The following is a 24620-nucleotide window of genomic DNA, read 5'->3' on the forward strand; positions in this document are numbered from 1 at the left end:
TCGTCCCTGTTATTGATAAGTGAAGTTAAACGTAGCGGTAGAGCTGAAGGCACCCATGGTACCCGCGCCGTCGGTCAGTTCACGCAGCGCAACCGTCATCTCTACTTCGTTTGCTGTGCGCTCGTCGTCAGTCCAGGTAATTGAACCGGAGCCTGGCGTGAAATAGGTTTCATCGGTGGTGCTCTTACGCTTAAAGCCCATACCAATATTGCTGGCCGCATCGGACGCCGCAGACTGGTTTTTAATAAAGTTGCCGCTGGCATCCGCAGAGCTGCCGAGTGCGGTGGTAATTTTCGTCAGGGCGGCACTGCAATCTTTCGCCACAAACTTAAAGTTTTTCTGCGATTCCGCTGATTTTTTTATGATTTTATCCAACCCGACATCGCCGACATTCAGCGTATAGCCGCTGGTAGCATCACCCGATACGTTCGAGCCATCTAACGCCGCAATCGACATGCTGCACGTCGTGGCCAGCACGGTAGCGGTAAAGTCAACGTTGATATCTTCCGCCTGACTGGTCAGTGGAAATATCATCGCGAGCACAGAGGCTGCTAAAAGGTGCTTATTCCTTCTCATTGTCTATTCCATTTGATTTAAGGTTATTAACACGACAGGTTACGTGGTCTAACAGTAAGGTCTGGCTGGACCCTACCGTTTGTTGCGTTGCAGGCAACGCAAAGGTTGCTGAACAAGTTGCTGGCTGGTTTTCTTCAAACCAACGTACTGAGAGTTCGCCCGCATCGCTGATACCGCGAACAAAAGCCTGTCCGCCCTGGCCCATGTTGCCGATCTGCACATCGTTCTCGTAGATTTCTGCGCCAAACGGCAGAGCTTTGCCGTCATTGCGGGACATGTTAAGAATGACCGAGCGTCCCTGGTCGGTTTCAAAACTGGCTAAGACCACCGCGCCATCGCGCGGCACCAGAGTTGCGCTGGTGCTCTTAAGCTCAACGTCGTTTTCCAGTGTGTCGATATCGACATTGACCAGGTTTTCTCTGTAGGCGGAAAGCGAGTTTGTCGCGCCGTAGCCCCAGCGATCGATGGTGCTGTTGCCACCATTGATGCGTGCGCCTTTCGCGCCGGGGGCTTTTACCAGCACGATGGCATCGCTATTACCGAAGTTATCGTTAGTGAACGTCAGGCCGCCGCCATGCAGGACAAAGCCCCCGTTTGTCGCGAGCGAATATTGTCGGCTGCTATCGTTATTGGCAGAGGCTGAGGCCGAAATATCTCCCCACGGGGATTGATAGCTGGCATAGCCGCCGATATCAGAGATGCTCTTACCCTCTTTCTGCATGGTATAACCCGTATTTACGCTATAGTTCAGCATATTGTCTTTGCTGCTACCGCTACTGTTCATGCTCAGGTTATGGCCACCGTTAAAGTCCGTCCGCATCTGCGTGGAGAGGGTGTTAAAACCGGAACGGCGACTCTCCCCGCCAAGCAGGTTGGCGAGCGGAATACTCAGGTTGATATAGAGCGAATCATCTTTTTTACCGTCTTCATCCCAGGTGCGTTGCAGGTTGACGCTCATGCTGCCCCATGAGAAGCCTTTGCCGTAGCCCAGCGTATAATCGCTGCGGCTGTCGCCCGTCGCCCAGTAATCTGTCCAGGAGCCTGAGAGATAAAAGGAACCGTAATCCGTTTCGCCATACTGTAACGGCTGGCTGATGCTGAGGGTGAGCTGGTTTTTCAGGCGCGCAAAGTTATTCATGGTGTTGCGCTGGTCGTCATCCCCATATTTCGCTTCGTCGATCAACTGAAGCGCATCGTTCAGCCCCAGATAATTCTGGGTTGAATAGCGGTAGGCCGCCACGTTAAACGAGGTATCAGTGGCTTCAATCAGCTTGTTCCACGTTAAGCGGTAGCTCTGCCCCTGATAGGTTTTATCGTCAGGGATCTCCGTGCGGGAGTGGGTGACGTCCAGCGCGATGGCGCCAAACGGCGTGTTGAGGCCCATGCCGAGCAACCCCGCCAGGTAGTGATTATCGGTAGCCTGAACGCCAGTATAGGCGGTCAGATAGTTGTTCAAACCGTAATAGTAGGTACCCTGCGCGACATACGGATTATCGTGAAGATCGTCGTCATTCACTTCCCCGGCGCTGACATCCCAGCGCCCGACGCCGGGTTTTTGCATCTGCATTACCGAGGAGAAGGGCTGGCTAAAGGTACGCTTGCTGCCGTCGGCCTCTTCGATAGTGACGATGAGGTCGCTCCCGTAGCCAGAAGGGCTGAGATCGTTAATCTCGAACGGACCTGGCGGCACCGTTGATTCATAAATTTTGTAGCCGCCCTGGGTAATGGTGACTTTGGCGTTGGTATTGGCGACGCCGCGGATCACAGGGGCGTAGTTGGCAAGCTGTGACGGTAGCATACGGGAGTCACTGTACAGACGCACCCCGCGAATGCTGACCGAGTCGAAAGTCTCGCCAGTGGTGTACGCCTCGCCTAACATCAGTTGCGAGCGCAGCGCAGTGAGATCGCGCTGGATGTAGCGGTTCTGAAAATCGAAGTTACTGCCGCTGTTATTGTTCCAGTTATAGTTACCGTTGGCGCGAAAACGCCATGCTCCGAGGTTAATACCGGTATTGAAAGCGGCGTACATATTGTCGTTATCGACACCGTGATTGGTATTGTGATAGCCGTTAATGTTGTAGGAGAGGAGCGCGGCCGGGATTCCGTTTTCCCATAGCGACGGTTCCACATAGCCGTCATAACTTTTGTTAATCCATGCCTGAGGCACGACGATATCCAGGCGCTGGTCGCCCATATCAAACGTCACGCTGGATTGTTCAATCAGCGCTGGCAGGTTTAAGCAATCGCTGCTCTCGTCGTCGCCTTTCTTCAAAATGGCTTTTTCGCCGACGTTTTGCGGCGACTTAATGTGTAGCTGCGCCAGATTTTTCATGGTCAGGCAGGCCTCGGCGCTTTTTTTGCCGATATCGATAAACGGGATGGTCTGGCTGGCGACGGCCTTCTCATTGACAAACACTCTCACGGTGTACGTTCCCGCTGGCGTGGGGTTGCCATTAGAATAGCGGCTGACATCAATAGACGTAGCGCCATCGCCCATCAGAAATGTGCTGTCGTATTCAACGATGTCCGCAGCCAGGCCGGGCTGACTGTAAAACAACGCACAGCACATCGCGAGCAACGTCTTTTTTGGCATGGTCCTGGTTGTGGAAACGTTTTGCACCGTCTTTTTCATCCTGCTTTGTGATAACGTCATTACAGTGAAGCTGAGCCAGCGATGATGCCGCCGTAGTCATTAATGGACTGGAATTCCAGTTTGCCTGCGCTGGCGTTTTGCAGTCCTTTCACCGTGAAGGCGGCTTTGCCAAAGGGGGCAACCATGGTCGCGTCGACGTCATAGCGTTTTCCGCCGCTGGTGTAGGTGGCAGAGTTAAAGGAGACGTAATACGGAGTCGGGTTATCGGCGCGAAGAACGGCATGGCCCTGTTCGCTGGCGACCTGCCATTTCAGCTGTTTTGCCGCTTCTGCCGGGGCGCCCGGTAAACCCGTCGGGCGATAAAATAGTTTGATGCGGGTGCGAAACGCCAACTGGAGCAAATTCTTATTTTCTTCCTGGTTGGTATTTGCCTTCGGTGGAACTTCCAGCACGTTGAACCAGAAAACGCTTTCGCGATCTTTCGGTAGCGATTCTGTGGCGGTATACATAATTTTTATCGACTGCCCGCGCTTAGGTTCTATTCGTGATACCGGCGGCGTGGCGGCGAAGGGCGCTTTAATACTGCCCGGCTCGGCATTATCATTGCCGAGATCTATCCAGTTCTGAACTAATAATGGGCTTTTACCTTTATTTTCCAGACGCACGCTGACATCTTTTTTATTTGCATCATAAATAATACGCGTGCCAGAAATAATAATATCGGCCTGGCTGGCAGAGCTAAATAATGCCCCGGTCAGAGCGATAGCAGACAAAGTAAACTTTAAAGAGTGAGACATAAGCCGTCCTTGCTGTATTGAATATCCGAAACAGGGTAAGTAGCGCCGAAATTTGCTACTACCCTGCAATGTGCATCGTCTGTAATACTGTCTGTTAAAGACAGCGAGACTGATGACAAACACCGAAGCTGAATAAATGTTGGGTTTTATTTAACCCGTAAAAATTAACTCATTTATATTCATTGAGTTATTGGTTTTATGGGGCAAGACGCAGCCCAACATTAAACAGCACCAATAGCGTTGTCAGCAATCTGAGAGGCGACTATTACTCGTAAGTAAAGGTATAAATCGCATTGGTAGAGACCAGACCGGTTGTCACGCTGGCACCTGCATCAGACGATTTCACGTAAGACGCTTTAAAGTTGTAGGTTGCGATACCGTTGGTAAAGCTTTCTTCCATCGTGTTAGAAGGATCGTTGATTTTCACCAGCGAGAGAGCGTTGGCATCGTCAACATGGTGAACCGCGATATCAACCGCTTTCGCCGCCTCGATACCGCTGCGGGTCAGCGTTTCGTCGTTATCCAGGGTGCCCTTCGTATTGCTAAAAGAGGAGGACATCGTCAGATGTGATTTCACCAGGCCTGCGCCAGCATCGGAGCAGTCGATAATGATGGAGAAATCTTCTGCGTTTACACCTGCGGTGCTGTTTTGAACTTCTGCGGTAACATCGCTAACGTGTGCGGTTTTCAGAGTAACCGTACCGTCGATATTGCTATTACCAACAGCGGAGCTGACGACTTTTTTACAGGTTTCAGCGCTGACCAGACCTTCAAAATTAATACGACCACCTTCGACAGCCATAACGGAAGAAGAGCCTAAAGCCATAAATACGGCTGTTGCCAGGAGAACTTTTTTCATACTTGCATCCTTACAAAATGAGATAAATGTACCACTTCAATAAGATTAAAGAGGGACGGCATATTCTATGCATATATTTCATTATGTAAAATAACGAAATATTATATGTTTGTTTAAAAGATATTTGTGGTGAATTTTTTTTCAAAAGCAAAAATGCTGATTAGGTTTATATGTTTTTTAATGATGTTTAAAAACAAGATAGTACATTAAATCTGCAAAAAAAGCGGCTTTAGGGGGAGAGGGATGTTAATGAATTCACTGAATCAATTTAATAATTTTACATATAAATGACATTCATTTTTGCTAAACAATCTTTTAAGTGAAAATAACGATTGGATTTATTCCATTAATTAGTGAGCGAAGTAATAATACAGGTTTCTTAAAAATAATATTAATTAAAAATTACCAGTATGCTGGTGCGGGGGTATGTTGATGAACAAGCTGCGTCAGCGCGACGCCATCGTCGGGGAAGCGCAGTTTTGGAGCGATCTCAAACAGCGGCCACAGCATAAAGCCGCGGTTTTTCATGTCGTAGTGCGGAACCGTCAGACGGTCGGTGTTAATCACTTCATCGCCAAACAGCATAATGTCGAGGTCCAGCGTGCGCGGCCCCCAGCGTTCCGCTTTGCGCACCCGGCCCTGTTGCAGCTCAATGCGCTGGGTATGGTTAAGCAATTCTTCGGGGATGAGGGCGGTATCCAGCGCCACCGCGGCGTTCAGGTAATCGGGCTGATCCTGTGGGCCAAGCGGCGGCGTGCGGTAAAACGAAGAAACCGCAACGATACGGCTATCGGGAATGTTGGCGATAGCCTTCAGGGCGGCATTGACCTGCTCCAGCGGAGAGGCCAGATTACTGCCAAGCGCGATATACGCGATCGTCATACGGTGCCCTCGCGGCGCGGCGCGCGTTTGCGCGGACGTGAACGGCGGCGGCGTGGAGCAGGATCGTCGTCCAGCTCGTTGAGCATCCCTTTTTGTTCCGGCGGCGCGGAAGCCTGAAACTCGGCCCACCACTGCGCCAGACGTTGCAGCTCAGTATTATTTTCCACCTGAGCGCGCAGCTCCAGCAAATCAAACGCGGCGCGGAATTTAGGATGTTCCATCAGCTTCCAGGCGCGTTTGCCCTGACGACGGGACATCCGTAACTGAAGCTGCCAAATATCACGGGTAAGCGTGGTCAGACGTTTCGGGATCGCCAGCGAACGGCAGGCTTCATCCAGCACGTCATTCATGGCCAGCGCGAAAGCGTCGTAATAGGCCAGACCGCTCTCCTGAGCGATTTTTTGCGCCATTTCCAGCAGCGGATACCAGAACATGGCGGCAAACAAAAATGCCGGATTAACGCGCATTTCGTTACGGATGCGGTTATCCGTATTCTTCAATACCAGCGCAATGATGCGTTCCATTGCGCTGTCGCCGTTTTCGGTGAAATAACGCGTAATGGTAGGAAACAACGGCTGGAAGAGGTGGTATTCCCGCAGTTGTTGATAGGTTTCAAAACCGTTCCCCGCCTGCAACAGCTTCAGCGACTCTTCGAACAGGCGCGCGGGAGGAATGTCGTTTAGCAAGGTTGCCAGACGCGGGATTGGCTCAGCCGTTTCAGGGCTGATACGCATATTGAGCTTCGCAGCGAAACGCACGGCGCGCAGCATTCGAACCGGATCTTCGCGGTAGCGCGTTTCCGGATTGCCGATCAGGCGAATCACGCCTTCTTGCAGATCCTGCATCCCGCCGACGTAATCGCGCACGGTAAAATCCGCTACGCTGTAGTAAAGGCTGTTGATGGTGAAATCGCGGCGCTGGGCATCTTCTTCGATAGAGCCGAAGATATTATCGCGCAGCAGCATACCGTTTTGCCCACGCTGGGAGGTCGTACGGTCGCTTTCACTGCCTTCATGATGACCACGAAACGTTGCCACTTCGATAATTTCCGGGCCAAACATCACGTGAGCCAGGCGGAAACGACGCCCCACCAGACGGCAATTGCGGAATAATTTCCGTACCTGATCCGGTGTTGCGTTGGTGGTCACGTCGAAATCCTTCGGCTTTTTGCCGAGCAGGAGATCGCGGACGCCGCCGCCGACCAGGTAGGCTTCATAGCCCGCTTTGTTCAGCCTGTACAGTACCTTGAGGGCATTTTCACTGATATCTTTGCGGGAGATAGCGTGCTGTTCACGCGGGATAATCGTCATATGTGGACGGGCGACGGCTTGTTCTGCCTCGCTCTCCTCGCGGCTTAACACCTTACGGCAAAAATTAGCGACTCGGGTAAAAATAGCGCACCTCGGTAGTGTCATACATTAATAAGATCAACTTACTCTATGTCTTTCGCATTACGGCAGACGGGCGTAAGAGAACAACGCGACCTGGGCTGTAAGCATCATTAACGCCGCAGCAATGCGAAAGACGATGAGCAAAAATAGCGGCTAATCATAGCTCAGCGAGACGCATTTGAGAATGCCGGATTTACATTAGCCGATGTGGGTACGGCTGCAAGCCTCCAGTGCTCCACCGCAAAGCGTAGCAACTCCTCAACAGACATCTCCTGCCACGCTACGACGGCGCGTTGGCCTAAAAAGCGCAATGCCTGGATCAGTACCGGGCGCGGATCGCCTGTCGCAAGCGCAGGGGCATGATTTTGCTTGGAAAGTTTAGCGCCTTGTTCGTTGAGCGCCAGCGGAAGGTGCACGTAACCTGGCGCACGCCAGCCAAACTGTTTATACAGCGAAAGTTGTCGGACAGTGGGTTCGATTAAATCTGCGCCGCGGACGATCTCCGTCACTCCCTGAAAATGATCGTCGACCACCACGGCCAGATTATAAGCAAACAGTCCGTCGCGGCGGTGGATAATAAAATCTTCGCTCGCCAGCTGTGGGTCAGCCTGAATATCGCCGCGCAAGGCATCATGGAAACGCATCACCGGATGCTGCTGTTTAATTCTGACGGCGGCATTCTCCGGCCCGTGGTATAACGTCCGGCAATGGCCGTCGTAAATACCGCCCAGACGTTGAATGCGCGAGCGGGGGCAAGTGCAGTAGTAGCTCAGTCCCTGCTCGTGAAGCCAGGCCAGCGCCTCGCGATAAGCCTCATGACGCTGTGATTGCCATAAGACCTCGCCATCCCAGTGCAGGCCGTAATGTTCCAGCTGGCGCAGAATGGTCGCTGCGGCACCGGGAACTTCACGTGGGGGGTCGATATCCTCTATGCGAACGCGCCAAATTCCGCGTTGCGCACGGGCTTGTAAATAGCTGCCGAGGGCGGCGATTAACGAGCCGAAATGCAGTTCGCCGGATGGCGACGGCGCGAAACGGCCAATATAGTGTGAGTCAGTCATGCTGCGGGCAATAAAGAATAAGGCGGGAAAACTCCCGCCTGTCATAAATAGGGTAGAAACGAACGGGATTAACCCGCCATCTGTTTTTCGCGAATTTCAGCCAGCGTTTTGCAGTCGATGCACAGATCGGCTGTTGGACGCGCTTCCAGGCGGCGGATACCAATCTCCACCCCGCAGGACTCGCAATAACCGAAGTCTTCATCTTCCACTTTCTTCAGCGTCTTCTCGATCTTTTTGATCAGTTTGCGCTCACGGTCACGATTACGTAACTCCAGGCTAAACTCCTCTTCCTGCGCGGCGCGATCGACCGGATCGGGGAAGTTGGCGGCTTCGTCCTGCATGTGCGTCACAGTGCGATCGACTTCATCCCGGAGTTGATTACGCCATGCTTCAAGAATACGCTTGAAGTGCGATAGCTGGGCTTCGTTCATATACTCTTCGCCCGGTTTCTCCTGGTACGGCTCCACCCCAGCGATGGCGAGAATACTCAGGGACGATGTTTTACGGTTTTGCCCTTCTTGCATGTTGCTTCTCCTTAACACGCACTATCGATCCCCATGTTCGGGGGAAAATCAGGTCGCTATAAATAGCAGATGCTTTTCCGGATAGCAATTATCTAAACGTAACACTTGACAACCCTGTGAGGAAAAGCGTATTTACGCACGCGGCCAGAATACTTAATAATCAGGCTGTTATTCCACTACAACGTTATGGGTACTGGTTCGTTCAGTTCCATTTTTTGGGCTGAAAGTTCTGCTTTATAAGCTAAAACTTCCACGCCTTTATTCTGAGCCTCGCTCAATAGCTGCGCGTATTTTATATCGATATGACGTGCGGGTGAAAAACGTGTAATGGCGGAGTGCAGCACCGCGAACACCACCACCGCGCGATGACCTGCCGCCGCAACGCCCATCAACTCCCGAAGATGTTTTTGCCCTCGTTCGGTGATGGCGTCGGGAAAATAACCGTTTTCTTTTTCCGCTAACGTGACCGATTTCACTTCAATATAGCAGTCCGGGCGGAAATCTGCCTGTAACATAAAATCTATACGGCTGCGCTCGGCGCCATATTTGACTTCACTTTTCAGAATATTGTACCCCGCCAGCGCCGGCAGGCGATTCTCCTGAATCGCTTCTTTCGTTAGCTGGTTCGCCCGCAGCGTATTCACGCAAATGAATGCGCCGGATTGCGTTTCAGTCAATTCCCAGGTATGCGGATATTTGCGTTTAGTATTTTCTGATGTCGAATACCAGACGGTATCGCCTGGCGTGGCGCAGCCGGTCATTGCGCCGGTATTAGGACAGTGCAGCGTAAGCGTCGTACCGTCAGGGGTGATCACATCGGCTAAAAAACGTTTATAGCGCTGAATCAACGTAGCGCGTTGTAAAGGGGGGGAGAATAGCATCGACATTCCTTCATTATTATTCGCCCAGCGTCCAGCGCTGCAGCTCGGCATAGCGGGTACGGCCTTGCCCATACGAAGAGGCGTAAAGCGCAAATGACGTGACCGGAAATGACCAGCAAAAGCCCGGCGGCGGGATAGCCACCGTATGGCTGGCGTCGCGCAGCAGCGTAATATGCGGGTGAAAAGGCTGCGGGCTTTGGTAACAACCGCTGCGGGCGGCCTGCGCGCGCAGCATATTAGCCAACTGCAACAACCCGCGCGGCGGCTGGCGCATCCCCAGCCACACCACGCGTGAACGCAGCCACTGACCGGCGTCATCCAGATGTAGCGTAAAGCCCGGCTGGCGAATTCGTCCGGCCAGTTGCGCAAGCGCGCGCTGCTTATCGTTACTGACGTCGCCTAAAAAGGCCAGCGTCAGGTGCAGGTTCGCCGCTGCGACGGGGCGTCCGTCTTCAGACGCAAAATGAGCGGCGCGCCAGGCGATAATTTGCGTGCGCGCGTCGTCGGGTAAGTCAATCGCAAAAAACAGCCGTTTTGGCTCAGACATAGGGATACTCGGTTATGGATTAACACGATGCTACAATGCGGCGCAAAGAAAGTTAACCCCGTGGAGCCGTTTGTGACGTCATTGCCCGTTGCCGCCGTATTGCCTGAATTGTTGACAGCCCTAAAAACCGCGCCGCAGGTTTTGTTGTCCGCGCCTACCGGGGCGGGGAAATCCACCTGGCTGCCGTTGCAACTCCTGCAACTCCTGCAACAAGGTCCGGTTGCTGGAAAAATCCTCCTGCTTGAACCGCGTCGTCTGGCGGCGCGTAATGTCGCGCAGCGTCTGGCGGAAGCGTTGAATGAAAAGCCTGGCGAAACGGTAGGTTACCGGATGCGCGCGCAAAGCTGCGTGGGGCCGCGTACCCGGCTGGAAGTAGTGACAGAAGGCGTATTGACTAGAATGATTCAGCGCGATCCCGAATTACGCGGCGTGGGGCTGGTGATACTGGATGAGTTTCATGAGCGCAGTTTACAGGCGGATTTAGCGTTGGCGCTGTTGCTGGACATCCAGCAAGGGCTTCGTGACGATCTCAGGCTGTTAATCATGTCTGCGACGCTGGATAACGACAGGCTCTGTCAGAGACTGCCTGATGCGCCGACGATCGTCTCGGAGGGGCGCGCGTTCCCGGTAGAGCGACGTTATCAGCCGCTCGCGGCGCATTTGCGTTTTGATGAAGCCGTCGCGATGGCGACAGCGGAACTGCTGCGCCATGAAAACGGTTCGCTGCTGCTATTTTTACCCGGCGTAGGCGAAATACAGCGCGTTCATGAACATCTGGCGTCGCGGGTAGGGAGTGATGTCCTGCTTTGTCCGCTGTATGGCGCATTGTCTCTGGAAGCGCAACGCAAAGCGATTGTTCCCGCACCCGCCGGGATGCGTAAAGTGGTGTTGGCGACTAACATTGCCGAAACCAGTTTGACGATTGAAGGGATTCGTCTGGTCGTCGATAGCGCTCAGGAGCGCGTGGCGCGATTCGATGCGCGAACGGGACTGACGCGGCTGGTTACGCAGCGTATCAGTCAGGCGTCAATGACGCAGCGCGCGGGGCGCGCCGGACGACTGGCGCCGGGTATCTGTTTACATCTGCTGGCAAAAGAACAGGCGGAGCGGGCGGCGGCGCAAAGCGATCCGGAAATCTTACACAGCGACCTCTCCGGTTTGTTGATGGAGGTGTTGCAGTGGGGATGTCACGATCCGGCATCGCTTTTCTGGCTGGACAGGCCGCCGGAGGTGAATCTTCAGGCCGCCCGCCGTTTATTATTGATGTTAGGCGCGCTGGAGGGCGAGCGGTTAAGCGCGCGGGGGCGGAAAATGGCGGCAATGGGTAACGATCCGCGCCTGGCGGCGATGTTAGTCAACGCCGGCGAGGGCGATAGCGCCGCCACCGCCGCCATGCTCGCGGCCATCCTTGAGGACCCGCCGCGCGGCGGCGGTACGGATTTAAGCGTGCTATTTTCGCGGCGACAGCCGGGCTGGCAGCAGCGTAGCCAGCAGCTTTTAAAACGGCTGCAGGTGCGTAATGGCGAGCCGGATAGCGCGCTTATTATGCCGCTATTGGCCAGAGCGTTTAGCGACCGCATCGCGCGGCGTCGTGGTCAGGAAGGGCGCTATCAGTTAGCCAATGGTATGGGCGCGATGCTAGATGCGGATGACGCGTTGGGACGTCATGAATGGCTGATCGCGCCGCTGTTGCTGCAAGGTAGCGCCTCGCCGGACGCCCGAATATTGTTGGCGCAGCCGCTGGATATTGCCTCGCTGATTCAGGCGTGTCCTGATTTACTGCGCCAGTCTGACACGGTTGAATGGGACGAAGCGCAGGGAACGTTGAAAGCGTGGCGCAGAATGCGTATTGGACAGTTGACGGTTAACGTTCAGCCACTGGCGAAGCCGTCTGAAGAGGAGCTTCATCAGGCGATGCTGAACGGCATCCGCGATAAAGGTCTGGCCGTCCTTAACTGGACGCCGGAAGCGGAGCAGTTCCGTCTGCGTCTGCACTGTGCGGCGAAATGGCTGCCGGAATATGACTGGCCTGCCGTGGATGAGGCGTCGCTGCTGGCGACTCTGGAAAACTGGTTGCTGCCGCACGTGACAGGCGTACAGTCGTTACGGAGTCTGAAATCTCTGAATGTGACTCAGGCGTTACGGGGACTGCTTGACTATGCCATGCTGCAACGTCTGGATAGTGAACTGCCTGGGCATTACACTGTGCCGACGGGAAGCCGAATAACGATTCGTTATCATGAAGATAACCCGCCCGCTCTGGCGGTCAGAATGCAGGAAATGTTTGGCGAAGCGAAGACTCCAACCATCGCTCAGGGCCGCGTGCCGCTGGTGCTGGAGCTGCTTTCGCCTGCGCAGCGACCGCTACAGATTACGCGCGATTTAAGCGCTTTCTGGCAGGGGGCGTATCGAGAAGTGCAAAAAGAGATGAAGGGCCGTTACCCCAAACATGTCTGGCCGGACGATCCGGCGAATACGGCCCCAACGCGGCGCACGAAGAAGTATTCGTGACGTGTTATACGTTGCCTCCAGGCCGGATAAGGCGTTAATCGCCATCCGGCAAAAGGGTAAATTGAGAGATTTCTTCTTCTGTCGTCTGGCGGAAGAATAGAGAATCGGGCCTTTGCGCCTGTATGTTGCGGAGAAAAAGCATGGCGGGGAATGACCGCGAGCCGATTGGACGTAAGGGGAAACCGTCACGTCCTGTGAAACAAAAGGTGAGCCGTCGTCGGCAGCATGACGACGATTATGATGATGACTATGAGGATGAAGAACCGATGCCGCGTAAAGGTAAGGGCAAAGGGCGTAAGCCTCGTGGCAAGCGCGGCTGGCTGTGGCTATTGCTAAAACTGTTTATCGTTTTTGTGGTGCTGTTCGCCATTTACGGCGTCTATCTGGATCAAAAAATCCGCAGCCGTATTGATGGCAAGGTCTGGCAGCTTCCGGCGGCGGTATATGGCCGGATGGTGAACCTTGAGCCAGACATGCCTGTCAGCAAAAACGAGATGGTGAAATTGCTGGAAGCGACGCAGTATCGTCTGGTGACGAAGATGACCCGTCCCGGCGAATTTACCGTGCAGGCCAATAGCATTGAGATGATCCGTCGTCCGTTTGACTTCCCGGACAGCAAAGAAGGGCAGGTGCGCGCGCGGCTGACGTTCAGTGACGGGCGTCTGGAAACCATCGTCAATCTGGATAACAACCGCCAGTTTGGCTTCTTCCGTCTCGATCCGCGGCTTATCACCATGCTTTCTTCGCCAAATGGCGAGCAGCGTTTATTCGTCCCGCGCAGCGGTTTCCCGGATCTGCTGGTCGATACGCTGTTGGCGACGGAAGACCGTCATTTCTATGAGCATGATGGCATTAGTCTTTACTCTATCGGGCGTGCGGTGCTGGCCAACCTGACGGCGGGACGCACGGTGCAGGGGGCCAGTACGCTAACCCAGCAGCTGGTGAAGAACCTGTTCCTCTCCAGCGAAAGATCATACTGGCGTAAAGCGAATGAAGCCTACATGGCGCTGATCATGGATGCCCGTTACAGTAAAGATCGTATTCTTGAGCTGTACATGAACGAGGTCTACCTCGGTCAAAGCGGGGACAATGAAATTCGCGGTTTTCCGCTGGCGAGCCTGTATTACTTTGGTCGTCCGGTAGAGGAACTGAGCCTCGATCAGCAGGCGTTACTGGTTGGGATGGTTAAAGGGGCGTCGATTTATAACCCGTGGCGCAACCCGAAACTGGCGCTGGAGCGTCGTAACCTGGTGTTACGCCTGTTACAGCAGCAGAAAATCATCGATCAGGAACTCTATGACATGCTGAGCGCGCGTCCGCTTGGCGTACAGCCGCGCGGCGGCGTTATTTCACCGCAGCCAGCGTTTATGCAGATGGTTCGTCAGGAACTGCAGGCGAAGCTGGGGGATAAAATTAAAGATCTCTCCGGCGTGAAGATCTTCACCACCTTTGACTCCGTGGCGCAGGATGCCGCAGAAAAAGCCGTTGTCGAAGGCATTCCGGCGTTGAAGAAACAGCGTAAATTGAGCGATCTGGAAACCGCGATGGTGGTAGTGGATCGCTTTAGCGGCGAGGTGCGCGCGATGGTTGGCGGGGCGGAGCCGCAGTATGCCGGCTATAACCGTGCCATGCAGGCGCGCCGTTCCATCGGGTCGCTGGCGAAACCGGCGACCTATCTGACCGCGTTAAGTCAGCCGAACTTATACCGTCTGAACACCTGGATTGCCGATGCGCCGATTTCTCTGCGCCAGCCGAATGGTCAGGTCTGGTCGCCGCAGAACGACGATCGTCGCTACAGCGAAAGCGGGAAAGTGATGCTGGTGGATGCGTTAACTCGCTCAATGAACGTACCGACGGTCAATCTGGGGATGGCGTTAGGTTTACCGGCGGTAACCGATACCTGGACGAAGCTCGGCGTGCCGAAAGATCAGCTCAATCCGGTTCCGGCTATGCTGTTAGGAGCGCTGAACCTGACGCCGATCGAAGTGGCGCAGGCGTTCCAGACTATCGCCAGCGGCGGAAATCGCGCGCCGTTATCAGCGCTGCGTTCGGTTATTGCGGAAGATGGTAAGGTGCTGTACCAAAGTTATCCGCAAGCTGAACGCGCTGTACCGGCACAGGCGGCTTACCTGACGCTCTGGACAATGCAGCAGGTCGTCCAGCGTGGTACGGGGCGTCAGCTTGGCGCGAAATATCCGGGTCTGCATCTGGCGGGTAAAACCGGGACGACAAACAACAATGTCGATACCTGGTTTGCCGGTATCGACGGCAGCCAGGTGACTATCACCTGGGTAGGCCGTGATAACAACCAGCCGACGAAATTGTACGGCGCCAGCGGCGCGATGGCGATTTACCAGCGCTATCTGGCGAACCAGACGCCGACGCCTTTAGTTCTGACGCCGCCGGAAGATGTGGTGGATATGGGCGTTGATTACGACGGTAATTTTGTCTGTAGCGGCGGTATGCGCACTCTGCCGGTCTGGACGGACGATCCAAACACGCTGTGCCAGCAGGGCGAGATGATGCAGCAGCAACAGCAGCCGTCAGGCAATCCGTTCGATCAGTCGTCTCAGCCGCAGCAGCCTGCGCAGCAACAGCCGCCGAAAGAAGAGAAGAGCGACGGCGTTGCCGGCTGGATTAAGGAGATGTTCGGCGGCAATTAATCACGGTAATAGTGCCGGGTGGCGCTGTGGTTACCCGGTCTACACCGTTACGACTCCATTACGCGCGACGTAGGCCGAATAAGATGCTTACGTCGCCATCCGGCAAATCCCCTATAAATAACATTTCAGTCTAATTTATTAACCCTTCCTTTTCATCTGGTTGTTTCTTAACCCCTTAGTTTTCGTAGGGCCGCGTATCGCTTGCCATTGCGACGATATTTCGCCTATCATGCTGCGGTTATAATAATAATTATCGTTTACGTTATCATTCACTTTCATCAGAGATATACCAATGGCGCGTCTTAAAACTGCTCAGCCAAACTCCTCACTGCGTAAAATCGCAGTTGTAGTAGCCACAGCGGTTAGCGGCATGTCTGTCTATGCACAGGCGGCGGTTCAACCGAAAGAAGAAACCATTACCGTAACCGCAGCGCCTGCCGCGCAGGAAAGCGCCTGGGGACCGGCGGCAACCATCGCTGCAAGACAATCCGCCACGGCAACCAAAACGGACACGCCGATTCAAAAGGTGCCGCAGTCTATTTCCGTTGTTACCGCCGAAGAGATGGCGTTGCATCAGCCAAAGTCGGTTAAAGAAGCGTTGAGTTATACCCCTGGCGTTGCCGTGGGCACTCGTGGCGCGTCCAATACTTACGACTACCTGATCATTCGCGGTTTCGCCGCTGATGGCCAAAGCCAGAATAACTATCTGAATGGCCTGAAAATGCAGGGCAACTTCTATAATGATGCGGTGATAGACCCTTATATGCTGGAACGCGCGGAAGTGATGCGTGGTCCGGTTTCCGTTCTGTACGGGAAAAGTAGCCCTGGCGGTTTGCTGAATATGGTTAGCAAGCGTCCGACGACGGAGCCGCTGAAAGAAATTCAGTTCAAGATGGGTACTGACAGTCTGTTCCAGACTGGTTTTGACTTCAGCGACGCGCTGGATGAAGAGGGCGTATATTCGTATCGTTTGACCGGTCTGGCTCGTTCCGCCAATGCGCAGCAGGATCGCGCGGAAGAGCAGCGCTATGCGATTGCGCCAGCGTTCACCTGGCGTCCGGATGACAAGACAAACTTTACGTTTCTCTCTTACTTCCAGAATGAACCAGAGACGGGTTACTACGGCTGGCTGCCGAAAGAGGGAACGGTTGAGCCGCTGCCAAACGGTAAACGTCTGCCAACAGATTTCAACGAAGGGGCGAAAAACAATACCTATTCTCGTAATGAGAAGATGGTAGGGTACAGCTTCGATCATGAATTCAACGACACCTTTACCGTGCGCCAGAATTTGCGCTATGCCGAGAATAAAGTCTCGCAAAATAGCGTCTATGGTTACGGCGTTTGTTCCGATCCGGCAAACAGTTACAGCAAGCAGTGCGCGGCATTAGCGCCAGCGGACAAAGGTCATTATCTGGCTCGTAAATATGTTGTTGACGATGAGAAACTGCAAAACTTCTCCGTTGATACTCAGTTGCAAAGTAAATTTGCCACCGGTGAGGTGGATCACACGCTGCTGACCGGCGTCGACTTTATGCGTATGCGTAATGATATCAATGCCTGGTTTGGCTACGACGACTCCGTACCTCTGCTTGACCTCTATAACCCGGTGTACACTGATTTCGACTTTGCTTCGCGAGATCCAGCAACATCCGGCCCGTACCAGATTTTGAATAAGCAAAAGCAAACGGGTCTGTACGTCCAGGACCAGGCACAGTGGGATAAAGTCCTGGTAACATTGGGTGGGCGTTATGACTGGGCCGATCAAGAGTCTCTGAATCGCACTACTGGCATCACATCTAAACGTGATGATAAGCAGTTTACCTGGCGTGGTGGTGTTAACTATCTGTTTGATAATGGAATAACGCCTTACTTCAGTTATAGTGAGTCGTTTGAGCCGGCTTCACAGACGGGAGAGAACGGGAAAATATTTGCACCTTCGAAAGGTAAGCAGTATGAAGCGGGGGTTAAATATGTACCGAATGATCGGCCGATAGTCATTACCGGTGCGGTCTATCAGTTGACCAAAACCAACAACCTGATGGCTGATCCGGCGGGGTCTTTCTTCTCGGTTGAAGGCGGTGAAATTCGCGCCCGCGGCGTGGAATTAGAAGCGAAAGCGGCGCTTTCTGCAAGCATCAACGTCGTGGGTTCTTACACCTATACTGACGCCGAATACACGACGGATACGACTTATAAAGGTAATACTCCAGCACAGGTACCAAAGCATATGGCGTCGTTGTGGGGCGATTACACTTTCTTTGATGGTCCATTGTCCGGTTTAACGCTGGGGACTGGCGGGCGTTTCACGGGGTCAAGCTATGGCGATCCGGCAAACTCCTTTAAAGTAGGGAGTTATACGGTTGTCGATGCATTGGTACGTTATGACCTTGCGCGCGTAGGCATGGCAGGCTCCAACGTTGCCCTTCATGTCAATAATCTGCTCGACCGCGAATACGTCGCCAGCTGCTTCCAGACCTACGGCTGTTTCTGGGGCGCAGAACGTCAGGTCGTTGCAACGGCAACCTTCCGTTTCTAATTTCTTTTTGGGCACGGCTTGCCGTGCCCGTTTTACAAGTTGGCTGCGATGCAGGAAAACCACATTCATTCCGATACCACCTTTGCGCTGCGAAGCGTCGCCTTTCGTGTGCCGGGCCGCACGCTTTTACACCCTCTCTCGTTAACGTTTCCCGCAGGTCGCGTCACCGGACTTATCGGCCATAATGGTTCCGGTAAATCCACGCTGTTAAAAATGCTGGGCCGCCATCAGCCGCCTTCCGAAGGGGATATTCTGCTCGACAATCAGCCGCTGGCGAGCTGGAGCAGCAAGGCGTTTGCCCGCAAAGTTGCCTATCTGCCTCAACAATTGCCGCAGGCGGAAGGAATGACGGTGCGCGAACTGGTAGCGATTGGCCGCTATCCGTGGCACGGCGCGCTGGGGCGCTTTGGCGTCGCGGACCGGGAAAAAGTAGACGAGGCGATTACGCTGGTCGGCTTAAAACTGCTGGCGCATCGTCTGGTAGACAGTCTTTCCGGCGGCGAGCGCCAGCGCGCGTGGATTGCCATGCTGGTCGCGCAGGACAGCCGTTGTCTGCTGCTGGATGAGCCGACGTCAGCGCTGGATATCGCCCATCAGGTTGACGTGCTGGCGCTGGTGCATCGTTTAAGCCAGCAGCGCGGGCTGACGGTGGTTGCGGTGCTGCACGATATCAACATGGCGGCCCGCTACTGTGATTATTTAGTCGCGCTACGCGGCGGTGAAATGATTGCGCAAGGAACGCCTGCGGAACTGATGCGCAGTGACACGCTGGAGCAGATTTACGGTATCCCGATGGGTATCCTTCCGCATCCAGCGGGCGCGGCACCTGTGAGTTTTGTGTATTAATGCGTGATTTATATCCTCTTACTCGCCGCCGTTTATTAACGGCGATGGCGCTCTCGCCGCTGCTGTGGCAAATGAATACGGCGCAGGCTGCCGCTATCGATCCCCGCCGGATTGTGGCGCTGGAGTGGCTGCCGGTTGAGCTGCTGCTGGCGCTCGGTATTACGCCTTATGGCGTGGCGGACGTGCCAAATTATAAGCTGTGGGTTAGCGAACCGCCGTTGCCGGATTCGGTGATTGATGTGGGTCTTCGTACTGAACCCAATCTCGAACTGCTGACAGAGATGAAGCCGTCGTTTATGGTCTGGTCGGCAGGTTACGGACCCTCGCCGGAAAAATTGGCGCGGATCGCGCCGGGGCGCGGGTTCGATTTTAGCGACGGCAAAAAGCCGCTGGCGGTGGCCCGACGCTCGCTGGTTGAACTGGCGCAGACGCTGAATCTGGAAGCTGCGGCAGAAAAACATCTGGCGCAATACGATCGCTTCATCGCCAGCCAGAAGCCGCATTTTATCCGCCGCGGGGGGCGTCCGTTACTGATGACGACGCTTATCGATCCACGGCATATGCTGGTGCTCGGCCCGAATTGCCTGTTCCAGGAGGTGCTGGACGAGTATGGCATTGTCAATGCCTGGCAGGGTGAAACCAACTTTTGGGGCAGTACGGCGGTCAGCATCGATCGGCTGGCGATGTATAAAGAAGCGGATGTGATCTGCTTCGATCACGGGAATAGCACCGATATGAACGCGCTGATGGCAACGCCGCTGTGGCAGGCCATGCCGTTTGTCCGCGCCGGGCGCTTTCACCGGGTGCCCGCCGTTTGGTTCTATGGCGCGACCCTCTCCACGATGCATTTTGTCCGCATCCTGGATAACGTGTTGGGAGGCAAAGCGTGAGCAGAAAACGTGAAATACCGGAGGGCGGCGCGAAAAGCGCCTTATCCGACCTACGGTTCGGGCGCTTTGTAGGCCGGATAAGGCGAAGCCGCCATCCGGCGTTGCTGTTATTGGCGCTGTTTGTTGCCGCTTGCTGGCTAACATGGGGTAACTTCTCCGTTGCGCTACCGCGCAGTCAGTGGCAACAGGCTATCTGGTCACCGGATATCGACATCATTGAGCAGATGATTTTTCATTACAGCCTGTTGCCAAGACTGGCGATTTCGCTGCTGGTGGGCGCGGGGCTTGGGCTGGTAGGCGTCCTGTTCCAGCAAGTATTGCGTAACCCGCTGGCGGAACCGACCACGCTGGGCGTGGCGACCGGCGCGCAATTGGGGATCACGGTGACTACGCTATGGGCGATTCCCGGCGCGCTGGCGACGCAGTTTGCCGCCCTGACGGGAGCCTGTATCGTCGGCGCGCTGGTGTTCGGCGTGGCGTGGGGCAAACGTCTGTCGCCAGTGACCCTGATCCTCGCCGGGCTGGTGGTTAGCCTCTATTGTGGCGCAATCAACCAGTTACTGGTGATTTTCCACCACGATCAGTTGCAAAGCATGTTTTTATGGAGCACCGGAACGCTGACGCAAACCGACTGGAGCGGCGTGCAGCGTCTGTGGCCGCAGTTGCTGGGCGGTGTGATGCTCACGTTATTGTTGTTACGCCCGATGACGCTGATGGGGCTGGATGACGGCGTTGCGCGTAATCTGGGGCTGGCGCTGTCTTTAGCGCGTCTGGCGGCGCTGTCGCTGGCGATTGTGTTGAGCGCGCTGCTGGTCAACGCGGTGGGCATTATCGGTTTTATCGGCCTGTTTGCGCCGCTGCTGGCGAAAATGCTTGGCGCAAGATGTCTGCTGGCGCGCCTGATGCTGGCGCCGCTCATTGGGGCGCTTATTTTGTGGCTATCCGATCAGATTATCCTTTGGCTCACCCGCGTATGGATGGAAGTTTCCACCGGTTCAGTGACGGCGCTAATCGGCGCGCCGCTGCTCCTGTGGCTGCTGCCGCGGCTTAAAAGCATGAGCACGCCGGATATGAACGCCAGCGATCGTGTGGCGGCGGAACGTCGGCATGTCCTCGCTTTTGCCGTTGCCGGTGGCGCGCTCCTGCTACTGGCAACATGGGTCGCGCTCTCTTTTGGTCGCGACGCGCACGGCTGGACGTGGGCGAGCGGAACGCTGCTTGAGGAACTGATGCCGTGGCGCTGGCCGCGGATACTGGCGGCGTTAATGGCGGGCGTCATGCTGGCGGTGGCGGGCTGCATTATTCAGCGTCTGACCGGTAATCCAATGGCCAGTCCGGAAGTGCTGGGGATCAGTTCCGGAGCCGCGTTTGGCGTGGTGTTGATGCTGTTTTTGGTGCCGGGGAATGCCTTCGGTTGGCTACTGCCCGCCGGAAGCCTGGGCGCGGCGGCGACACTGCTGATTATTATGTTAGCCGCCGGACGCGGCGGTTTCTCGCCACAACGGATGTTGCTGGCGGGGATGGCGCTCAGCACCGCGTTTACCATGCTGCTAATGATGCTCCAGGCGAGCGGCGACCCGCGGATGGCGGAAGTGTTGACCTGGATCGCAGGATCTACCTATAACGCCACTGGCGGGCAGGTTACGCGAACCGCGATCGTGATGGTGATTTTGCTGGCAATTGTGCCGTTGTGTCGCCGCTGGTTAACGATTTTGCCACTGGGCGGCGATGCCGCGCGCGCGGTGGGCATGGCGCTTACGCCGTCGCGTATCGCGCTGCTGGCGTTGGCGGCTTGTTTGACGGCAACTGCGACGATGACCATTGGGCCGCTGAGTTTCGTTGGACTGATGGCGCCGCATATTGCGCGGATGCTCGGTTTTCGCCGGACGATGCCGCATATGGTCATCTCGGCGCTGGCAGGGGGCGTTTTACTGGTCTTTGCCGACTGGTGCGGCAGGATGGCGCTATTTCCGTATCAGATCCCGGCGGGACTGCTTTCAAGCTTTATTGGCGCGCCGTACTTTATCTATTTGCTACGTAAACAGAGCCGCTGAGTTTGCCGGATGGCGGCATAAATGCCTTATCCGGCCTACGGCGTAGAATGTAGGCCGGGTAATCGTCACCCGGCAATTCATCCTTTACAATTTCGCAAACACCCGGCGCGCGGCGTCAATAGTACTATTAATGTCGTCCATGCTGTGTGCGACCGACATAAAACCCGCCTCAAACGCCGATGGCGCCAGATACACGCCTTCCTCCAGCATCAGGTGGAAGAAACGCTTAAAGCGTTCAACGTCGCACGCCATCACGTCCTGATAGCAGGTTACGCTCTCAGCGTCGGTGAAGAAAATCCCGAACATGCCGCCGACGTGGTTGACGACCAGCGGAATATTCGCTTCTTCGGCAGCTTCCAGCAAACCTTCCGCCAGACGGGTGGTGAGCTCATCCAGCGTTTCATGAATGCCGGGCTGGGCGACTTCATTCAGGCAGGCGAAACCGGCCGCCATCGCAATCGGGTTGCCGGAAAGGGTGCCCGCCTGGTAAACCGGGCCCGTCGGCGCCAGCGCATCCATTACATCGCGACGACCGCCAAACGCGCCTACCGGCATCCCGCCGCCGATGATTTTACCCAGACAGGTCAGGTCCGGCACGACGCCGTAGTAATCCTGGGCTCCGGCCAGCGCTACGCGAAAACCGGTCATCACTTCGTCGATAATCAGCAGCGCGCCGAACTCATCGCACAAGGCGCGCAGACCTGGCAGGAATTCCGGCAGCGGCGGGACGCAGTTCATATTGCCCGCCACCGGCTCGACGATGATACAGGCGATTTCCTGCGGATATTGTTCAAACGCCGCGCGCACTGACGCCAGATCGTTATAAGTGCAGGTCAGCGTATGTTTCGCGAAATCTGCCGGCACGCCCGGTGAGTTCGGCTGACCGAGCGTCAGCGCGCCAGAACCGGCTTTGACCAGCAGACAGTCTGCGTGGCCGTGGTAGCAGCCTTCGAATTTGATAATCTTATCGCGGCCAGTAAAACCACGCGCCAGGCGAATAGCGCTCATGGTCGCTTCGGTACCGGAGTTCACCATGCGCACCATGTCCATGGTCGGCACCAGGTTGGTGACCAGTTCCGCCATTTTCACTTCCATTTCGGTTGGCGCGCCGAAGCTTAAACCGCGCTCCGCAGCTTCGATCACCGCATTGCGGATAGCCGGGTGGTTATGCCCCAGTACCATTGGCCCCCAGGAACCGACATAGTCGATATACGCTTTGCCATCGACATCGTACAGATACGCGCCGTCCGCTTTTTCGATAAACAGCGGGGTGCCGCCCACGCCAGTGAAGGCGCGAACAGGGGAGTTCACACCGCCGGGGATCAGCTCGCGGGCCGCGCTATAGAGATTTTCAGACTTACTCATGGAAAGATTCCTGGTTCGTAGAAAAAGTGAATACCCGCTATTCTAAGTTATTCAGAGAAGGTTATGAAAGTTTTACGCATTTGAAACAATACGATTTGCAGGGGATTTTCACGGCGTTGGCGAGTAGAATGCCGACTTTAGATTTGTATTACCAATTAATGATCTTCTGATGAAAACAGACACTTCCACCTTTTTAGCTCAGCAAATTGTGCGCTTACGGCGCAGAGATCAGATTCGCCGGTTAATGCAGCGGGATAAAACGCCGCTGGCCATCCTGTTCATGGCGGCCGTTGTCGGCACGCTTACCGGACTGGTTGGCGTCGCCTTTGAAAAGGCGGTTTCCTGGGTACAAAACATGCGCATTGGCGCGCTGGTTCAGGTCGCGGACCATGCGTTTTTGCTTTGGCCGCTGGCCTTTATCCTTTCGGCGTTACTGGCGATGGTCGGCTACTTTTTGGTACGAAAATTTGCGCCGGAAGCCGGCGGCTCGGGTATCCCGGAAATTGAAGGCGCGCTGGAGGAGTTACGTCCGGTGCGCTGGTGGCGCGTGTTGCCGGTGAAGTTTATCGGCGGGATGGGGACGTTGGGCGCAGGAATGGTATTAGGGCGCGAAGGGCCAACGGTACAAATCGGGGGCAACCTGGGGCGCATGGTGCTGGATGTTTTTCGTATGCGCAGCGCCGAAGCGCGGCATACGTTGCTGGCGACCGGCGCGGCGGCGGGGCTCTCTGCGGCGTTTAACGCGCCGCTGGCAGGTATCCTGTTTATTATTGAAGAGATGCGCCCGCAGTTTCGCTACAACCTGATTTCGATTAAAGCGGTGTTTACCGGCGTCATCATGTCGAGCATTGTGTTCCGCATATTTAACGGCGAAGCGCCGATTATTGAAGTCGGCAAACTGTCTGATGCGCCGGTTAACACGCTGTGGTTATACCTTATCCTCGGTATTATTTTTGGCTGCGTCGGGCCGGTATTTAATTCGTTGGTGCTGCGTACCCAGGATATGTTTCAGCGCTTTCATGGCGGCGAAATTAAAAAATGGGTGCTTATGGGCGGCGCGATCGGCGGCCTGTGCGGTATTCTGGGGTTGATTGAGCCGGAAGCGGCAGGCGGCGGATTTAACCTTATTCCTATCGCCGCGGCAGGTAATTTTAGCGTCGGGCTACTGCTGTTCATCTTTATTACCCGGGTGGTCACGACGCTGCTTTGCTTTTCTTCCGGCGCGCCGGGGGGCATTTTCGCCCCGATGCTGGCGCTGGGAACGCTGCTTGGTACGGCCTTCGGTATGGCGGCGGCAGTGCTTTTTCCGCAGTATCACCTGGAGGCCGGTACCTTTGCGATTGCCGGGATGGGGGCGCTGATGGCGGCGTCGGTGCGCGCCCCGCTGACGGGGATTGTGCTGGTGCTGGAGATGACCGATAACTACCAGCTCATTTTGCCAATGATTATCACCTGTCTTGGCGCGACACTATTAGCCCAGTTTTTGGGCGGGAAACCGTTATACTCAACCATCCTGGCGCGCACTCTGGCGAAGCAGGATGCGGAACAGGCGGCGAAAAACCAGAATGCGCCTGCGGGCGAGAATACTTGAACGAATTACCAGGGTATTAGATAATGACTGCCAATATTGGGTGAAAATTTATC

The 24620-nt window shown here is 55.1% G+C and carries 18 protein-coding genes; 7 read left to right on the forward strand and 11 right to left on the reverse strand.

The features are described from left to right. Positions 1-9: 9 nt before the first annotated feature. The 10 genes from ACLJPE_RS14840 to thpR all read right to left on the reverse strand — a co-directional run bounded on the left by ACLJPE_RS14840 (position 10) and on the right by thpR (position 10111). A complete protein-coding gene (locus ACLJPE_RS14840) occupies positions 10-576 on the reverse strand; it encodes a fimbrial protein (protein ID WP_001549988.1) in 567 nt (188 codons plus the stop codon). Beyond that, on the reverse strand, positions 563-3169 hold the full coding sequence (locus tag ACLJPE_RS14845) for an outer membrane usher protein (RefSeq protein WP_039513839.1): 2607 nt from the start codon (positions 3167-3169) through the stop codon (positions 563-565). The genes ACLJPE_RS14840 and ACLJPE_RS14845 overlap by 14 nt, the downstream gene beginning before the upstream one ends. A 59-nt stretch (positions 3170-3228) precedes the next feature. After that, entirely contained in the window at positions 3229-3966 is a 738-nt protein-coding gene (locus ACLJPE_RS14850; protein ID WP_000019793.1) for a fimbrial chaperone, read from the reverse strand. A 265-nt stretch (positions 3967-4231) separates the two neighbouring features. After that, positions 4232-4825, reverse strand: a complete 594-nt coding sequence (locus ACLJPE_RS14855; RefSeq protein WP_000756783.1) for a fimbrial protein — start codon at positions 4823-4825, stop codon at positions 4232-4234. Between the two features lie 402 nt (positions 4826-5227). Further along, positions 5228-5707: a 2-amino-4-hydroxy-6-hydroxymethyldihydropteridine diphosphokinase gene (gene folK, locus ACLJPE_RS14860; RefSeq protein WP_000150781.1), complete on the reverse strand. Its 480-nt coding sequence runs from the start codon at positions 5705-5707 to the stop codon at positions 5228-5230. Beyond that, positions 5704-7101 (reverse strand): polynucleotide adenylyltransferase PcnB, encoded by a 1398-nt coding sequence (gene pcnB, locus ACLJPE_RS14865; protein WP_204100804.1) that lies wholly within the window; start codon positions 7099-7101, stop codon positions 5704-5706. Before pcnB ends, folK begins: the two co-directional genes overlap by 4 nt. A 161-nt stretch (positions 7102-7262) precedes the next feature. Continuing rightward, a complete protein-coding gene (gene gluQRS / locus ACLJPE_RS14870) occupies positions 7263-8159 on the reverse strand; it encodes a tRNA glutamyl-Q(34) synthetase GluQRS (protein WP_024134219.1) in 897 nt (298 codons plus the stop codon). Between the two features lie 68 nt (positions 8160-8227). Next, positions 8228-8683 (reverse strand): RNA polymerase-binding protein DksA, encoded by a 456-nt coding sequence (gene dksA / locus ACLJPE_RS14875; protein WP_001155232.1) that lies wholly within the window; start codon positions 8681-8683, stop codon positions 8228-8230. A 176-nt stretch (positions 8684-8859) separates the two neighbouring features. Then, on the reverse strand, positions 8860-9564 hold the full coding sequence (gene sfsA / locus ACLJPE_RS14880) for a DNA/RNA nuclease SfsA (RefSeq protein ID WP_000899412.1): 705 nt from the start codon (positions 9562-9564) through the stop codon (positions 8860-8862). 16 nt (positions 9565-9580) lie between these two features. Beyond that, positions 9581-10111 (reverse strand): RNA 2',3'-cyclic phosphodiesterase, encoded by a 531-nt coding sequence (gene thpR, locus ACLJPE_RS14885; RefSeq protein WP_001294186.1) that lies wholly within the window; start codon positions 10109-10111, stop codon positions 9581-9583. Positions 10112-10183: 72 nt separating this feature from the next. On the opposite strand from thpR, the gene hrpB reads away from it, so the two are divergent. The 6 genes from hrpB (at position 10184) to fhuB (ending at position 21611) form a co-directional block, all read left to right on the forward strand. Beyond that, complete coding sequence (hrpB, locus tag ACLJPE_RS14890; RefSeq protein ID WP_039513892.1) at positions 10184-12622, forward strand: ATP-dependent helicase HrpB; 2439 nt, start codon at positions 10184-10186, stop codon at positions 12620-12622. Between the two features lie 140 nt (positions 12623-12762). Next, positions 12763-15285 carry a bifunctional glycosyl transferase/transpeptidase gene (gene mrcB / locus ACLJPE_RS14895; protein WP_000918127.1) on the forward strand — a complete coding sequence of 841 codons (2523 nt, stop codon included), beginning with the start codon at positions 12763-12765 and terminating at the stop codon, positions 15283-15285. A 292-nt stretch (positions 15286-15577) separates the two neighbouring features. Next, positions 15578-17821, forward strand: coding sequence for a ferrichrome porin FhuA (fhuA, locus tag ACLJPE_RS14900; RefSeq protein ID WP_023197096.1), 2244 nt, complete (start codon positions 15578-15580; stop codon positions 17819-17821). Between the two features lie 48 nt (positions 17822-17869). Continuing rightward, complete coding sequence (gene fhuC, locus ACLJPE_RS14905) at positions 17870-18667, forward strand: Fe3+-hydroxamate ABC transporter ATP-binding protein FhuC (protein WP_001157202.1); 798 nt, start codon at positions 17870-17872, stop codon at positions 18665-18667. Then, positions 18667-19557, forward strand: a complete 891-nt coding sequence (gene fhuD / locus ACLJPE_RS14910; RefSeq protein WP_001205358.1) for a Fe(3+)-hydroxamate ABC transporter substrate-binding protein FhuD — start codon at positions 18667-18669, stop codon at positions 19555-19557. Before fhuC ends, fhuD begins: the two co-directional genes overlap by 1 nt. Before the next feature lie 14 nt (positions 19558-19571). Continuing rightward, complete coding sequence (gene fhuB, locus ACLJPE_RS14915) at positions 19572-21611, forward strand: Fe(3+)-hydroxamate ABC transporter permease FhuB (protein ID WP_114050536.1); 2040 nt, start codon at positions 19572-19574, stop codon at positions 21609-21611. A gap of 84 nt (positions 21612-21695) precedes the next feature. Here fhuB and hemL read toward each other — a convergent pair whose 3' ends face one another. Then, positions 21696-22976, reverse strand: coding sequence for a glutamate-1-semialdehyde 2,1-aminomutase (gene hemL, locus ACLJPE_RS14920; protein ID WP_000045251.1), 1281 nt, complete (start codon positions 22974-22976; stop codon positions 21696-21698). A 169-nt stretch (positions 22977-23145) separates the two neighbouring features. Between hemL and clcA the strand changes: the two genes are divergently transcribed. Next, positions 23146-24567, forward strand: coding sequence for a H(+)/Cl(-) exchange transporter ClcA (gene clcA, locus ACLJPE_RS14925; RefSeq protein WP_000845430.1), 1422 nt, complete (start codon positions 23146-23148; stop codon positions 24565-24567). Positions 24568-24620: the final 53 nt, after the last annotated feature.

The organism is Salmonella sp. SAL04196 (assembly GCF_046550835.1).
GTDB classification, from domain to species: Bacteria; Pseudomonadota; Gammaproteobacteria; order Enterobacterales; family Enterobacteriaceae; genus Salmonella; species Salmonella enterica.

What these genes read in the sequence shown, in the direction of transcription:
- fhuA (WP_023197096.1), top strand. Translation starts at nt 15,578, where the DNA reads ATGGCGCGTCTTAAAACTGCTCAGCCAAACTCCTCACTGCGTAAAATC.
- ACLJPE_RS14845 (WP_039513839.1), bottom strand. Translation starts at nt 3,169, where the DNA reads ATGCCAAAAAAGACGTTGCTCGCGATGTGCTGTGCGTTGTTTTACAGT.
- ACLJPE_RS14840 (WP_001549988.1), bottom strand. Translation starts at nt 576, where the DNA reads ATGAGAAGGAATAAGCACCTTTTAGCAGCCTCTGTGCTCGCGATGATA.
- gluQRS (WP_024134219.1), bottom strand. Translation starts at nt 8,159, where the DNA reads ATGACTGACTCACACTATATTGGCCGTTTCGCGCCGTCGCCATCCGGC.
- ACLJPE_RS14855 (WP_000756783.1), bottom strand. Translation starts at nt 4,825, where the DNA reads ATGAAAAAAGTTCTCCTGGCAACAGCCGTATTTATGGCTTTAGGCTCT.
- dksA (WP_001155232.1), bottom strand. Translation starts at nt 8,683, where the DNA reads ATGCAAGAAGGGCAAAACCGTAAAACATCGTCCCTGAGTATTCTCGCC.
- ACLJPE_RS14850 (WP_000019793.1), bottom strand. Translation starts at nt 3,966, where the DNA reads ATGTCTCACTCTTTAAAGTTTACTTTGTCTGCTATCGCTCTGACCGGG.
- fhuC (WP_001157202.1), top strand. Translation starts at nt 17,870, where the DNA reads ATGCAGGAAAACCACATTCATTCCGATACCACCTTTGCGCTGCGAAGC.
- hemL (WP_000045251.1), bottom strand. Translation starts at nt 22,976, where the DNA reads ATGAGTAAGTCTGAAAATCTCTATAGCGCGGCCCGCGAGCTGATCCCC.
- thpR (WP_001294186.1), bottom strand. Translation starts at nt 10,111, where the DNA reads ATGTCTGAGCCAAAACGGCTGTTTTTTGCGATTGACTTACCCGACGAC.
- mrcB (WP_000918127.1), top strand. Translation starts at nt 12,763, where the DNA reads ATGGCGGGGAATGACCGCGAGCCGATTGGACGTAAGGGGAAACCGTCA.
- clcA (WP_000845430.1), top strand. Translation starts at nt 23,146, where the DNA reads ATGAAAACAGACACTTCCACCTTTTTAGCTCAGCAAATTGTGCGCTTA.
- folK (WP_000150781.1), bottom strand. Translation starts at nt 5,707, where the DNA reads ATGACGATCGCGTATATCGCGCTTGGCAGTAATCTGGCCTCTCCGCTG.
- fhuD (WP_001205358.1), top strand. Translation starts at nt 18,667, where the DNA reads ATGCGTGATTTATATCCTCTTACTCGCCGCCGTTTATTAACGGCGATG.
- sfsA (WP_000899412.1), bottom strand. Translation starts at nt 9,564, where the DNA reads ATGCTATTCTCCCCCCCTTTACAACGCGCTACGTTGATTCAGCGCTAT.